Genomic DNA, 12,990 nt, shown 5'->3' with positions numbered 1-12,990 from the left:
GGCCACGTCGCGCCCGGTCACCTCTTGAGGTCCAGGTGCACGACCTGCGGGTCGTGGTCGCTGTCCTGGTCGGCGAAGGGGGAGTTGGTGTGCACGATGTCGTACGTGAACGCGGGGCGCGTGCCCCGGCCCGTGCCGCTGCCGCTGCCGCTGCCGTCGAGCGTCGCGAGCGCCGGCGAGAGCAGGATGTGGTCGAGCACCTGGCTGTTGCCCTCGTAGACATAGGTCCACTGCTCGTGCTCGGGCAGCGTCCGCGGCAGGTCGGTCATCGCCGTCGGGCCCGAGCCCTCGAGGATGTCCGTGGTCTCGCTGAACTCGAAGTCGTTGACGTCACCGGCGACGACGAGCTTCGCGTCCGGGTCGGCGGCGAGCAGGTCGTCGGTCAGCGCGCGGACCTCACGGGCCTGCGCGTGGCGGTCGTCCTCGCTCGAGCGCACCGGCTGCTGCCAGCGACCGAAGAGCGGGTCGTCGCCCCCCTTCGAGCTGAAGTGCACGGCGGCGACGAAGACGCGCTCGCCGCGGTACCGGTACTCGGCGATGAGCGGCTTGCGGCTGCCGTCGAAGGCGGGCGAGGACGGCGCGATGCGGCCGGGGGACTCGGTGAGGTAGGCGCCCTTCTTGTCCGTGCCGACGCTCGTGGCGTGGTCGGCCGCACCCCTGCTGCGCTGGACGAAGTCGATGTCGCGGTCGGTGCGGTGCAGCAGGACGTTGCGGATGTTGCCGCCGGGCTGGCCGCCGTCGGCCTTGTCCTGGGGGTCGACCCAGTGCGCCTCGTAGGTCGGGCCACCCTGCGCCTCGATGGCCGCGATGAGCTTGTCCGTGGTCGCCGTCGAGTCGACGGTGCCGTCGTCGGCCGGGCCGCTCGCGTCCTGGACCTCCTCCATCGCGATGACGTCGGGGCTGCGCAGGTTGTCGACGACCTGCCCGGCGAGCCGGTCGAACTTGTCCTGCGGGTTCTGCGGCGCGAGGTTCTCGACGTTGAACGCGGCGACGGACAGCTCGCGGTCGTGCTGCTGCGGCGCGACCTCGCGCTCGAGGCCGCCGTCGGCGACCGTCGGGACCTGCGTCGCCAGCAGCTTGACGTTGGCGAAGGAGTAGTCGAGCGGTCCGGCGACGAGACCGGGGAGGGTGTCGCGCACGTCGGCGTCCGGGAGCGATCCCGCGGGCAGCAGGGCGTCGTCGACGAGGACGCGCATCGCGTTGGGGTGGTCGTAGCCGGAGTACAGGACGCCGCCCGCCTCGGTGCGGGTCGCGTCGACGCCGGAGCCGGGGACGACCGGGATCTCGTAGCCCGTCGGGCCGACGACCTGGGCGTCGCGGACGCCGACCTGCATGCCCTCCATCGACTCGTAGAAGTCGATGGCGTCGCGGTCGGGGCGGAAGTCCGCGTCGTCGTACTCGACGCTCTTGGGGTCCTCGGCGTCGACCGTCTGCTGCGGTGCGGTGCGGTCCTCGCCGAGCACGACGGGGACAGGGACCTCACCTCGGCCGGTGACGGTGACCGCGGGGGAGACGATCTCGGTGGTCGTCAGGTTGTCCCAGCCACCCGAGCCCCCGGGACGGAACTCGTCGACGAAGCCGTCGACGCTCACCGTGTCCCCGACGGCCACCGACGGGGCGGAGCGGGTGTAGGTGAGGATGCCCTCAGAGGTCGCGGCGTCGTCGTCCGGCGTGGTGCTCTGCATCCAGAACCCGTTGCGCGAGACCGCCGTGACGACTCCCTCCACCTCGTTGACGGCGGTGCCGTCGAGCTCGCTGAGGTGGTGGCTGCCCTGGATCCGCGCGATGGTCTCCGGCTCGTCGACCGGCGGCTCGCCGCCGTCGTCGGGCTCGCAGACCACCGGAGCCGTGCTGGAGCTCTGCGGGGTCGGTGCACCGACGACGAAGTCGGCCGCGTTGTTGTCCGTGTCCGTGCAGATGTCCCGGCGCGCGACCGAGGTCGCGTTGTTCGTCGCGTCCGCGGAGGCGCCCTCGGCCGGGCTGGCCCCGCCCCAGCCGAGGCGGTCCACGACCTGCCCGTCGGGCCCCACGACCTCGACGCGCGCACCGGAGGAGGACATCGCGACGGTGCCCGTGGCGTCCGCCGTCGGCAGCGGCAGCGCGGTGCCGCTCTGGTTGGCCCCGTCGGCCTGCTTGACGAGGTAGCGCCCGCCGGCGACGACCGTGCCCGACAAGGGCGTGGTCTGCGCGGTGGTGCCGCTCGCCGAGTAGTAGCGCAGCGTCCAGCCGGTGAGGTCGACGTCGCTCTGCGCGCGGTTGGCGAGCTCGACGAAGTCGCTTCTGTGGGTGGCGCCGGAGTTGCCCCCGCCCCCGTAGGCCTCGGAGACCACGAGGTCGGGCGAGGCGGCGGACGCGCTCGGCGCGACGACGGCCAGCCCGGTGAGGGCGAAGGGGGCGAGGGTCAGGGCCGCGAGGGCGCGGCGTCGACGAGAGGGCATCTGGGCGGGCTCCTGGGAGGGATGGGGTGTGGCCCCCGCGACCCTAGGCCGCGCAGGTGCTGCGCGCAGCGCGACGAGGTGAACGTCGGACGTCCATCTCACCGCGCGGCGGTGACCGCCGTGGCCCCCGCGCTGCGAGGAGGGATCCCGACGAGGAGACTCGTGCCCGTGACCGACCAGCCCCGACGTCGTCCCCGACGTGCCCGCTCCCTGCTCGCCGCCGTCGCGGCACTCGCCCTGCTCGTCGCCGTGGGCGGCTACTGGTGGACCCACCGCGACGACGGCACGGATGCCGCGCGCGAGCTGGGTGACCGGGTCGCTGCCGACCTCGCCGCCGGTCGCGTGCCCGCGGCCCTGCAGGTCGATGACCGGACGACCGCCCAGGAGGATCTCGACGACGTCCTCGCCGGGATGGGGCGGCTGCGCCCCGAGGTGGACGTCACCGACGTCGCGGTCCCCGACGAGGGCGACGCCGCGACCGTGCGCCTCGACGTCTCGTGGACCGTCCACGAGGGCAAGGAGCCGTGGCGGTACACCTCCGACCTGCCCCTCACCCGCTCCGGGGAGACGTGGACGGGCGACTGGGCCCCGAGCGTGCTCGCTCCCGACCTGGCCGAAGGGGAGGTCCTGCGCGCCTCGCGCGTGGTCGCCGAGCGCGGCGAGGTGCTCGGCGACGGCGGCGACAGGATCGTCACCCCGCGGGCGGTCGTGCGGGTCGGCATCGACCGGGGCCGGGTGCCGGCCGGGTCGGCCGGCGAGTCCGCCGAGGCGCTCGCCGAGGCAGCCGACGTGACGGTGGCTCCCTTCGTCCGGGCCGTGGAGTCGGCCGGCGACGAGGCCTTCGTCGAGGCGATCGTCCTGCGCGCCGACGCCCGGGAGCTCGACGCGGTGCGCCGTGCCGTGCCCGACATCGAGGGTGCCCGGCTCATCGACGGGACGATGGACCTCGCCCCGTCCTCCGGGTTCGCGGCCCAGGTCCTCGGCCGCGTCGGCCCGGCGACCGCCGAGGTCATCGAGGCGGACCCGCAGGTGCGCGAGGGCGACGTCGTCGGGCTGAGCGGCCTGCAGGCCTCGCGCGACAAGCAGCTGCGCGGCAGGTCCGGCTTCACCGTCGAGGCCGTCGCCGAGGACGGGACCGCGCGCGAGCTGCACCGCGTCGACGCGGTCGACGGCACGGACCTGCGCACCACCCTGAGCATCACCCACCAGGCGGCGGCCGAGGACTCGCTGGCCGACCTGCGCAAGGCCGGGGCGATCGTCGCCGTCCGACCGTCCGACGGGCACGTCCTCGCGCTCGCCAACGCGGAGGGCGGCGGAGGCCAGACGACGGCGACCCTCGGGCAGTACGCGCCCGGCTCGACCTTCAAGCCGGTCACGGCCCTGGCCCAGCTGCGTGCCGGCGCGACCCCGCGCACACAGCTCGACTGCCCGCGCACGATCGAGGTCGACGGGCGCGAGTTCAAGAACCACGACGACTTCCCCTCCGGCCGCAACGGCGCGATGAGCCTCCAGGACGCACTCGCCACCTCGTGCAACACCGCTCTCATCGGTGCCCGCGACCGGCTCCCGGCCGACGGGATCGGCTCTGCCGCATCGGCGCTCGGCATGACCCAGCGGCCCGCCCTCGGCGTCCCCGCGGCCATGGGTGAGGTGCCCTCGGCCCCCACGGGCACCGAGCTCGCGGCCACGAGCATCGGCCAGGGGGAGGTCGTCGCGACGCCCCTGTCGATGGCGACCGTCATGGCGAGCATCGTCGCCGGTCACCGGGTCGCCCCCGTCCTGCTCCCGGGCCGCGCCAAGTCGCCGGCGAAGGGCGGCTCCGTCACCTCCGCGGAGGCCGATCAGCTGCGTCGGATGCTGCGCGCCGTCGTCACGGACGGGTCGGCCACCTTCCTCGCGGACAACACGGGCGGTCCGGTCATCGCCAAGACCGGCACCGCCGAGTACGGCTCGGACTCGCCCCCGCGCACGCACGCCTGGATGATCGTCGCGCAGGACGACCTGGCGGTCGCGGTCTTCGTCGAGGACGGCGCCGGCGGGGCGTCGGTCGCGGGGCCCATCGCCGATCGCTACCTGGAGCTCGTGCGTCGGTAGGGCGAAGGGGGTCCCGCGCGCCTCCCTTCGCCCGCCCGTGGTCCTACGCTGACCGCATGGCCAAGACCCCCGCCGAGATGGTGCCCGCCGGCGACCGGGAGGTGCGCGTCTCGAGCCCCGACCGGGTCATCTACGAGGCGACCGGTCGCACCCCCGAGCTGACCAAGCTCGACGTGTGCCGCTACGTCGCCGACGTCGGCGAGGCGATGATGCGCACGATCGGTGACCGGCCCACGGCCATGGAGCGCTGGCCGGACGGGTGGCGCGAGGGCATGCGGCTGGCGGTCGGGCCGCGGGACAAGGACGCCGACGGCTTCTACCAGAAGCGGCTCCCGCGGGGCGCGCCCGACTGGGTCGAGACGGTCGAGATCGCCTTCCCCAGCGGGCGGACCGCCGACGAGCTGTGCCCCACGGAGCCCGCCGCACTGGTGTGGGCCGCGCAGATGGGGACGCTGACCTTCCACCCGTGGCCGGTGCGCCGGCCCGAGGTCGACCATCCCGACGAGCTGCGGATCGACCTCGACCCGCAGCCGGGGACGAGCTTCGTCGACGCGCAGCGCGTGGCCGACGTCGCTCGCGAGCTGCTCGAGGAGCTCGGGATGCGCGGCTACCCGAAGACGAGCGGCAACCGTGGCGTGCACGTCTACGTCCGGGTCGAGCCACGGTGGTCCTTCGAGGAGCTGCGGCACGCGGCGATCGGCTTCGGCCGTGAGCTCGAGCGGCGCGACGACGGCGTGACGACGGCCTGGTGGAAGGAGGAGCGGGGGAGCCGGATCTTCGTCGACTTCAACCAGAACAACCGGGACCGCACGATCGCCGGCGCGTGGAGCCTGCGCGCCCGCCCCGGCGCCCCCGTGAGCACCCCGATGACCTGGGCGCAGCTCGCGGCCGTCACCGACCCGGCCGAGTACAACCTCACGACCGTGCGCGACCACCTCGCCGAGGGCGACCCGTGGGCGGACATGGACGAGCAGGCGTACTCGCTCGATCCGCTCCTGCAGCTCTGGGAGGACCTGCCCGGCGGCGAGCTGAACTTCCCGCCCGACTACCCGAAGATGCCCGGCGAGCCACCGCGCGTGCAGCCGAGCAAGAAGGTCGCGGAGCACTGGGACAGCGAGGGGAACCGGATCGAGTGACTCAGTCCAGGACCTCGCCCAGGTCGTAGGCCAGCGCCCGGTCGATCTGCTCGAGCGTGCACGACTCGGGCTCGCGGTCGGGCCGCCACCGCAGGAACTGCACGGTGTGCCGGAAACGCGACCCCTCGAGCTGGTCGAAGGCGACCTCGACGACCCGTTCGGGCCGCAGCGGCACGAAGCTCACGTCCTTGGCCGAGGAGAAGCGCGAGCGGTCGGTCTCCGCGTGCTCGACCTCCCCGCTCGCGTCCCGCTTGACGAGCGGCTCGAGCTCCTCGACGAGATCGAGGCGGCGCTGCGCGGTGAAGGCCGCGATGCCGCCGACGTTGAACAGCTGTCCCTCGTGGAAGAGCCCGAGCAGCAGCGACCCCACGCCCTGCCCGGACTTGTGCACGCGGTAGCCGGTGACGACGGCCTCGGCGGTGCGCTTGTGCTTGATCTTGAGCATTGTCCGCTTGCCGGGCGAGTACGGCGAGTCGAGCGCCTTGGCGACGACCCCGTCGAGCCCCGCGCCCTCGAAGCGGGTGAACCAGTCCGTCGCCTCGTCCGCGTCCCGCGTCACCCGCGTGAGGTGCAGCGGCGCTCCCTTCGCCATCCCGTCGAAGAGCGACTCGAGCCGCTCCCGGCGCCGGGCGAAGGGGAGGCTCGTCACGTCCTCGCCCCCCACGGCGAGCAGGTCGAAGGCGATGAGCTCGGCGGGCGTCTCGTCGGCGAGCCTGGTGATGCGCGACTCGGCGGGGTGGATGCGCTGCCCGAGCGCCTCCCAGTCCAGGCGCTGCGCGCCGGGCTCGCCGCTGCGCACGACGATCTCGCCGTCGACGACCGCGCTCCCGGGCAGGTGCTCCCGGATGGCCACGACGAGCTCGGGGAAGTACCGGGTCAGGGGCTTCTTGCCCCGGCTGACGAGCTCGACCTCGTCGCCGTCCTTGCGGACGAGGCAGCGGAACCCGTCCCACTTCGGCTCGTACGAGTAGCCGCCGTCGACGGCGTCGGCCGCGGGGACCTCCTTGACGGCCTTGGCGAGCATCGGGTCGAGGGCCACGTCGGGCAGTTGTGGTGTCACTCGTCACATTCTGCCTGTGGCGCAGGACTTTTGAGACGATGAGCGCGTGAAGAAGCGCACGGTGGCCGAGCGGGCCCTGACCTACGGCGCCGTCGCTGCCGGATCGGCGCTCGCCGGGGCCGGTTCCGTGTGGGTGGGCAGCGCGTCCTACTTCGCCCGCCGGGTCCTCACCCCCGAGCTGGTGCGCCCTGACGACACGGTGATCCACGTCGTCCACACCGACAGCGTCACGCTCTCCGGCGGGCCCGACCTGCTGGTCCCCGGCCGCTACGGACTGTGGTTCGACGGCGGACGCGGTCACGCGCGCATCGGCGGCGTGCTCGAGGTCGACCACCGGCTCCAGCGGGTGCGGCGCCAGCTCCTCGCCGTCGACGAGGGGATCCTCCAGCCGGGCCCGGCCCGGTTCAACAGCTACTACTACGCGCGGGACCCGGAGCTCGACCTCGGGCTGGCCACCGAGCACGTCCACGTGCCCTCCGACCTCGGTCCCATGCCCGCCTGGGTCGTGCCGAGCGAGCACGGGGACGGGTCGCGGTGGGCCGTGCTCGTCCACGGTCGGGGCGCCCGTCGCCACGAGACGCTGCGCGGCGTCCCCGCCCTCCACGCCGCGGGACTCACCTGCCTCGTGCCGAGCTACCGCAACGACGGTGACGCGCCCCAGGGGCCCGACGGCCGCTACAACCTCGGCCTGTCCGAGTGGCGCGACATCGAGGACGCGGTCACGCTCGCGCGGGCCCGTGGCGCCAAGGAGATCGTCCTCGTCGGCTGGTCGATGGGCGGAGCGATCATCCTGCAGTTCCTCGACCGGTCCGACCTGGCCAGCGTCGTCTCTCGCGCGGTGCTCGACGGGCCCGTCGTCGACTGGGGCGACGTGCTGACCCACCACGCGGACCTGCACCGGGTCCCCTCACCCGTCTCCCGGCTGGGCAATGCCCTCATGGGCCAGCCCTGGGCCCGCAGGCTCGTCGGCGTGTCCGAGAGCGTCGACGTCGCGCGCACCAACTGGGTCAAGCGCGCCGACGAGCTCTCCCACCGGATGCTGCTCATCCACTCGCGCGACGACGAGTTCGTCCCCGTCGGGCCGAGCGAGGCGCTGGCCGCCGCGCGGCCGGACCTCATCACCTTCGAGCCGTGGTCCCTGGCCCGGCACTGCAAGGAGTGGAACGTCGACCCGCGGCGCTGGGACGCCGTGGTGACCGACTTCGTCCGCTAGCGGTCCACGCGCCACAGGCCGAGGAGCGTCCCGCCCTCCTCGAGGAGGTGCCGACTCGACAGCTGCACGTCGAGGTCCGCGCCGTCGAGGATCCGCGGGTGCTCCCCGCGACCACCCCCGACCAGGCGCGGGGTCCACGAGAGCGCGAGCTCGTCGACGAGCCCGGCGGCGACCAGCTCGGCAGCGAGCGTCGGGCCCCCTTCGCACAGGACGTGGGGGCCGAAGGACGACCGGGCGCGCTCGACCACCGTGGCCGGGTCGACGGTGTCCTCGCCGCACAGCCACACGGTCCCGCTCTCGGTGGCGCCGCAGGACGAGCTCGTCGCGAGCACCACGCCCTGCGAGCCGCGGACCGTCTCGGGCAGCTGCGCGGACCGCGAGACGACGACCATTGGCACGCGCGCCGGCCCGTACTCCTCGGCCCGCACCGTCCCGGCACCGATGAGCAGGACGTCGGCGGCCCGGCGCATCGCGGCGAAGCCCCGGTGGTCGGGGGCGGAGTTGATCGTCCCCGACAGGCCGTCACCCCCCGTCGCCGCGCCGTCGAGCGTGGTGACGAAGTTGAGCCGGAGCAGGTCCCCGGTGTGCCCGTAGAGGGCGTCGAGGGTGGCGTCGTCGACCTCGTCACCGGGGGAGCACGGCACCGCCGCGTCGTCCGCGCTGAGGATCCGCATACCCGGCAGTCTGCCGCACGACGCGCCGGGCTGACATGATGCGCAGATGGCCAAGAAGACGTCAGCCACGAAGTCCGGTTCGTCGACCGAGTCGCCGGACACCCCCTTCGGTGACGCCCTGCGCGCGGGCGAGGGCACCGACCTCGGCGCGATCGACCCCCGCAGCACCCCCGGTTTCGACGGGGACAAGGCGGCCGGCCAGGAGGCCCTGGCGGACCTCTCGGACGAGGTCTCGCACCTGCAGGAGCGGTTCTACGCGGAGGCGAAGGGAGGTGGCCAGCGCAGCGTCCTGCTCGTCGTGCAGGGGATGGACACCGCGGGCAAGGGCGGCATCATGCGCCACGTCGTCGGCGCGGTCGACCCGCAGGGCGTGCAGATCCACGTCTTCAAGCAGCCGACGGCGGAGGAGAAGAAGCACCCCTTCCTCTGGCGGATCCGCAATGCCCTGCCCGAGCCGGGCGTGATCGGCGTCTTCGACCGCAGCCACTACGAGGACGTCCTCATCGTCCGCGTCCACGACCTCGTGCCCCGCGCGCAGTGGTCGCGCCGGTACGGCCAGATCAACACCTTCGAGAAGGCCGTCGCCGACAAGGGCACGACGATCATCAAGGTCATGCTGCACATCAGCAAGGACGAGCAGAAGGCGCGCCTCACCGAACGGCTGGAGCGCCCCGACAAGCACTGGAAGTTCAACCCCGGCGACATCGACGAGCGCGGTCACTGGGCGGAGTACCAGGAGGCCTACCAGGCCGTCATCGACCGGACGTCCACGGACGTCGCCCCCTGGTACGTCGTGCCCGCGGACCGCAAGTGGTATGCCCGGCTCGCGGTGATGAACCTGCTCAAGGAGCACCTCACGGACCTCGACCCGCAGTGGCCCGAGGCCGACTTCGACGTCCTCGCCGAGCAGGCCCGGCTCAGGAAGAGCTGACGTCCGAGCGGTCGATCGCGCTCGGCCCGGCCAGCGCGACGAGGCCGGCGTCGAGGGTGCCGAAGGTGTCCCCCTTCGCCCCGCCGAGGCGCGAGGCGACGAAGGCCTCGGCCAACTCCGCGGGGGAGTGCAGCACCATCAGGCTGCCCTGCAGCGTGAGGGCGAGTCGCTCGACCAGCCGTCGGCTGCCCGCCGCGAGCTCGACCGGGTCGACCGACGCCAGCCTGGCGCAGTCGCGCTCGAGGTCGTCGAGCGCGGTGTCGAGCACCGCGATCCGTCCGCGGGCGGCCGACGACTCCTTGAGCAGTGCCATGAGCGCGGCCGGCTCCTTGCCGAGGGCGCGCAGGACGTCGAGTGCGTTGACATTGCCCGAGCCCTCCCAGATCGAGTTGAGCGGGGCCTGGCGGAACAGCCGCGCCATGCCGTGCTCCTCGACGTAGCCGTTGCCGCCCAGGCACTCGAGCGCCTCCGCGACGAAGGGTGCGGTCCGCTTGCACACCCAGTACTTGCCGACGGCGACGCCCAGCCGCGTCAGCTCGCTCTCGCCCTCGTCGAGCGCGTGCGCCAGCCGCAGGCCGAGCAGGGTCGCGGCCTCGGACTCCAGTGCCAGGTCGGTGAGGACATTGCGCATGAGCGGCTGGTCGACGAGTCGCGCACCGAAGGCCGACCGGTACCGCGTGTGGTGCACGGCCCGGGTGAGCGCCGCGCGCATCGTCGCGGCGGAGCCGAGCACGCAGTCCAGGCGCGTCGTCGAGACCATGTCGATGATCGCGCGGACCCCCCTTCCCTCCTCCCCGACGAGCGCGCCCCAGGTGCCGTCGAGCTCGATCTCGGAGGAGGCATTGGACCGGTCGCCGAGCTTGTCCTTGAGGCGTTGCAGGGCGAAGGGGTTGCGCGTCCCGTCCTCGAGGACCCGGGGGACGAGGAAGCAGCTCGGCGCCGCGTCCTCGGCGGTCTTGGCCAGGACGAGGAAGACGTCGCTCATGGGTGCCGAGCAGAACCACTTGTGACCGGTGAGCCGATAGGTCTCGCCGGTGAGCGGGCCGCCGGGACTGCGCACCGCGAGGGTCGAGTTGGCACGGACGTCCGAGCCGCCCTGCTTCTCGGTCATGCCCATGCCGGCGATGGCGCCGGCCTTGGTCTGCACCTCGCGCAGCCCGAAGTCGTACTCGCGGGAGGCGAGCCTGCCCTCCCAGCGTGCGGCCAGCTCGGGGGAGTGGCGAAGGGCGGGGACTGCCGCGTTGGTCATGGTGATGGGGCAGACGTGGCCGGCCTCGACCTGGCTCCAGGTGACGAAGCCCGCGGCCCGGCGCACGTGCGCGCCCGTCCCGACCGGCTGGGTCCACGGGACGGCCGTGAGCCCGGCGCCGGCCGCCACGGTCATCAGCTCGTGCCACGCGGGGTCGAACTCGACCTCGTCGACACGGTGGCCCCACCTGTCGTGCGTGACCAGCCGAGGGGTGTTGCGCTGGGCGAGGTCGGCCCAGCGCCCGGCCTCGTCGGAGCCGGCGCGCACCCCCAGGGCGGTGAGCTAGGCCACAGCCGGCTCGCGCTGCCCGGCCGGGACCCAGCGGTCGACCCCCTCGACGAGGACCTGGTCGGTCGCGAAGACGTCGTGCCCGCCGTAGGGCGGGACCTGGTTGGTGACCTCGTGCGTCGGCATGCGGGCACCCTACGACCCCGATGGGGCGGCCTGCCGGGCGGCTGTTCACCCCCGGTTTGGATTCTGGTGAGACTGTGGGCTAATCTCGCTCAGCGCGGTCACCGCAGTGCGGGGACAGCGAGTGCGGATGTAGCTCAGTTGGTAGAGCGCAACCTTGCCAAGGTTGAGGTCGCCGGTTCGAACCCGGTCATCCGCTCCACGGGCGATTGGCGCAGCGGTAGCGCGCTTCCTTGACACGGAAGAGGTCACTGGTTCAAACCCAGTATCGCCCACCAGCAGGAAAGGCCCCTGACCCGCGGAGACGCCGGGTCAGGGGCCTTCCTCGTGCGTGACGCGCCTGCATCGGCACGTCGCGGAGGTGCTGGCCTCGGCGCCGCCCTGGTCAACCGTGCCGGGATAGGGTCGCGGTATGCCTGACCCGCGGGTCCCGGCACTCCTCCGGGCGGCTCACCCCCTGCCGACGACGGCGGTGACGGTGCTGGCTGCGGTACTTGCCCTCGCGACCCTCTCGGGTCCGGGGAGGGCGGTCCTCGTGACGGCCGCCGTGCTCAGCGGGCAGCTGTCGATCGGTTGGGGCAATGACCTGATCGACGCCCCCCGGGATCGCGCGGTCGGTCGTGTCGACAAGCCGCTGGCGACCGGCGAGCTCCCGACGTCGACCACCCGGGCCGCCTGCGTCGCGGCGCTCGTGGGCACGGTGGTCCTCTCCCTGGCCTGCGGGATCGTTGCGGGGATGGTGCACCTCGTGTGCGTCGCGGCGGGATGGTCGTACAACCTGGGCGTCAAGGCGACAGTGGTGTCCTTCCTCCCGTACGCCATCGCCTTCGGGGGTCTGCCGCTCTTCGTCGCGCTCGTCGAGCCGGGCGCGACACTCCCGCAGTGGTCGACCGTCGTCGCGGGCGCGCTCCTCGGGGTCGGTGCCCACCTGGTCAACGTCCTGCCAGACCTGGTCGACGACGAGGCGACCGGCGTCCGCGGGCTCGCGCACCGCATCGGGCCCCGAGCGGCGACTCTGCTGGCGGTGGGCAGTCTGACCGCGGCGACCGCAGTCATCGCGGTGGGCGCGGGTGCTGTCCCCGCCGGTGTCCTGGTGCTGGTCGTGGCCGCAGTCGTCATCTTGGCTGGTGTCGCCCTGTTCGGCAGCGGCCGGGCGCCGTTCCGCGCGGCGATAGGGATCGCGGTGCTCGACGTGCTGCTGCTCGTGGTCGCCAGATGACGCCGGTGAGCGAGCCGGGCGGCGGGTGGCCCCGGTCGCACCAGCTGGAAGGAGCGGCTGCTGAGGCACCACCTGCGCGCAGCCGCCACCCCGGATCGCGTGCGAGATCTGCTGATCAAGGGCCGGCTGCTGGCCGTCGGTGTGCCGCCGGTGCGCTGGCGGCCAGGTCACCGGCGACCGGCGCCCGGTCGCGCTGGCGACCCTCATGGCGGTCGCTCGTGCTCGGTTGGGAGACTGGACGGTCGATGGGCTAATGTCTCTTCGTGCCCTCGGCGTGAGCAACGCTCGGGGCCGCGCGGATGTAGCTCAGTTGGTAGAGCGCAACCTTGCCAAGGTTGAGGTCGCCGGTTCGAACCCGGTCATCCGCTCGGAAGGTATGACACCTTCGTGGTGGAGTGGCCGAGAGGCGAGGCAACGGCCTGCAAAGCCGTCTACACGGGTTCAAATCCCGTCTCCACCTCGACCATGCAGGACATCTGCATGCACCCGGGCGATTGGCGCAGTGGTAGCGCGCTTCCTTGACACGGAAGAGGTCACTGGTTCAAACCCAGTATCGCCCACCGAC

10 protein-coding genes and 5 tRNA genes are annotated in these 12,990 nt (G+C 72.9%); 10 read left to right on the top strand and 5 right to left on the bottom strand.

What is annotated here, in order from left to right; translation table 11 throughout:
- Positions 1-17: 17 nt before the first annotated feature.
- The gene (locus JT1_RS05885) at positions 18-2,438 is read right to left on the bottom strand and encodes a DUF8508 domain-containing protein (protein WP_068324585.1); all 2,421 of its coding nucleotides are present in this window, start codon (positions 2,436-2,438) and stop codon (positions 18-20) included.
- A 168-nt stretch (positions 2,439-2,606) separates the two neighbouring features.
- On the opposite strand from JT1_RS05885, the gene JT1_RS05880 reads away from it, so the two are divergent.
- Positions 2,607-4,532 carry a penicillin-binding transpeptidase domain-containing protein gene (locus tag JT1_RS05880; protein WP_169701875.1) on the top strand — a complete coding sequence of 642 codons (1,926 nt, stop codon included), beginning with the start codon at positions 2,607-2,609 and terminating at the stop codon, positions 4,530-4,532.
- 56 nt (positions 4,533-4,588) lie between these two features.
- On the top strand, positions 4,589-5,668 hold the full coding sequence (locus tag JT1_RS05875) for a DNA polymerase domain-containing protein (protein ID WP_068324579.1): 1,080 nt from the start codon (positions 4,589-4,591) through the stop codon (positions 5,666-5,668).
- A gap of 1 nt (position 5,669) precedes the next feature.
- Here the strand turns inward: JT1_RS05875 and JT1_RS05870 are convergent, their stop codons facing one another.
- Positions 5,670-6,692 (bottom strand): ATP-dependent DNA ligase, encoded by a 1,023-nt coding sequence (locus JT1_RS05870; RefSeq protein WP_068325406.1) that lies wholly within the window; start codon positions 6,690-6,692, stop codon positions 5,670-5,672.
- An 82-nt stretch (positions 6,693-6,774) separates the two neighbouring features.
- Between JT1_RS05870 and JT1_RS05865 the strand changes: the two genes are divergently transcribed.
- Entirely contained in the window at positions 6,775-7,941 is a 1,167-nt protein-coding gene (locus JT1_RS05865; protein ID WP_245634691.1) for an alpha/beta hydrolase family protein, read from the top strand.
- Here the strand turns inward: JT1_RS05865 and JT1_RS05860 are convergent.
- On the bottom strand, positions 7,938-8,615 hold the full coding sequence (locus JT1_RS05860) for a dihydrofolate reductase family protein (RefSeq protein WP_068324576.1): 678 nt from the start codon (positions 8,613-8,615) through the stop codon (positions 7,938-7,940). The genes JT1_RS05865 and JT1_RS05860 overlap by 4 nt on opposite strands.
- Positions 8,616-8,661: 46 nt before the next feature.
- Between JT1_RS05860 and JT1_RS05855 the strand changes: the two genes are divergently transcribed.
- Positions 8,662-9,546 carry a polyphosphate kinase 2 family protein gene (locus JT1_RS05855; protein WP_068324573.1) on the top strand — a complete coding sequence of 295 codons (885 nt, stop codon included), beginning with the start codon at positions 8,662-8,664 and terminating at the stop codon, positions 9,544-9,546.
- On the opposite strand, the gene JT1_RS05850 is transcribed toward JT1_RS05855, so the two are convergent.
- Both JT1_RS05850 and JT1_RS19135 read right to left on the bottom strand, forming a co-directional pair.
- Positions 9,533-11,068 carry an acyl-CoA dehydrogenase family protein gene (locus JT1_RS05850; RefSeq protein WP_369407437.1) on the bottom strand — a complete coding sequence of 512 codons (1,536 nt, stop codon included), beginning with the start codon at positions 11,066-11,068 and terminating at the stop codon, positions 9,533-9,535. The genes JT1_RS05855 and JT1_RS05850 overlap by 14 nt on opposite strands.
- 9 nt (positions 11,069-11,077) lie before the next feature.
- Positions 11,078-11,209 carry a hypothetical protein gene (locus JT1_RS19135; protein WP_255218268.1) on the bottom strand — a complete coding sequence of 44 codons (132 nt, stop codon included), beginning with the start codon at positions 11,207-11,209 and terminating at the stop codon, positions 11,078-11,080.
- Positions 11,210-11,332: 123 nt separating this feature from the next.
- Here JT1_RS19135 and JT1_RS05845 point away from each other — a divergent pair.
- The 6 genes from JT1_RS05845 to JT1_RS05820 all read left to right on the top strand — a co-directional run bounded on the left by JT1_RS05845 (position 11,333) and on the right by JT1_RS05820 (position 12,985).
- Positions 11,333-11,408: transfer RNA gene (locus JT1_RS05845), tRNA-Gly, on the top strand.
- Position 11,409: 1 nt separating this feature from the next.
- A tRNA-Val gene (locus JT1_RS05840) sits at positions 11,410-11,484 on the top strand.
- 134 nt (positions 11,485-11,618) lie between these two features.
- Positions 11,619-12,425, top strand: a complete 807-nt coding sequence (locus tag JT1_RS05835) for a UbiA family prenyltransferase (protein WP_068324570.1) — start codon at positions 11,619-11,621, stop codon at positions 12,423-12,425.
- Positions 12,426-12,720: 295 nt separating this feature from the next.
- Positions 12,721-12,793, top strand: a tRNA-Gly gene (locus tag JT1_RS05830).
- Positions 12,794-12,814: 21 nt separating this feature from the next.
- A tRNA-Cys gene (locus JT1_RS05825) sits at positions 12,815-12,885 on the top strand.
- A 28-nt stretch (positions 12,886-12,913) separates the two neighbouring features.
- A tRNA-Val gene (locus JT1_RS05820) sits at positions 12,914-12,985 on the top strand.
- Positions 12,986-12,990: the final 5 nt, after the last annotated feature.

The organism is Janibacter terrae NBRC 107853 (genome assembly GCF_001591405.1).
In the GTDB taxonomy this organism is placed as follows: domain Bacteria; phylum Actinomycetota; class Actinomycetes; order Actinomycetales; family Dermatophilaceae; genus Janibacter; species Janibacter terrae.
The sequence above is the reverse complement of the archived record's forward strand: the minus strand, read 5'-3'. Positions and strand labels throughout refer to the sequence as shown.

Bases quoted from the DNA above. Each gene is read 5' to 3' on its own strand.
- JT1_RS05885 (WP_068324585.1), bottom strand. From the start codon at position 2,438: ATGCCCTCTCGTCGACGCCGCGCCCTCGCGGCCCTGACCCTCGCCCCC.
- JT1_RS05875 (WP_068324579.1), top strand. From the start codon at position 4,589: ATGGCCAAGACCCCCGCCGAGATGGTGCCCGCCGGCGACCGGGAGGTG.
- JT1_RS05870 (WP_068325406.1), bottom strand. From the start codon at position 6,692: ATGCTCGCCAAGGCCGTCAAGGAGGTCCCCGCGGCCGACGCCGTCGAC.
- JT1_RS05860 (WP_068324576.1), bottom strand. From the start codon at position 8,615: ATGCGGATCCTCAGCGCGGACGACGCGGCGGTGCCGTGCTCCCCCGGT.
- JT1_RS05855 (WP_068324573.1), top strand. From the start codon at position 8,662: ATGGCCAAGAAGACGTCAGCCACGAAGTCCGGTTCGTCGACCGAGTCG.
- JT1_RS19135 (WP_255218268.1), bottom strand. From the start codon at position 11,209: ATGCCGACGCACGAGGTCACCAACCAGGTCCCGCCCTACGGCGGGCAC.
- JT1_RS05835 (WP_068324570.1), top strand. From the start codon at position 11,619: ATGCCTGACCCGCGGGTCCCGGCACTCCTCCGGGCGGCTCACCCCCTG.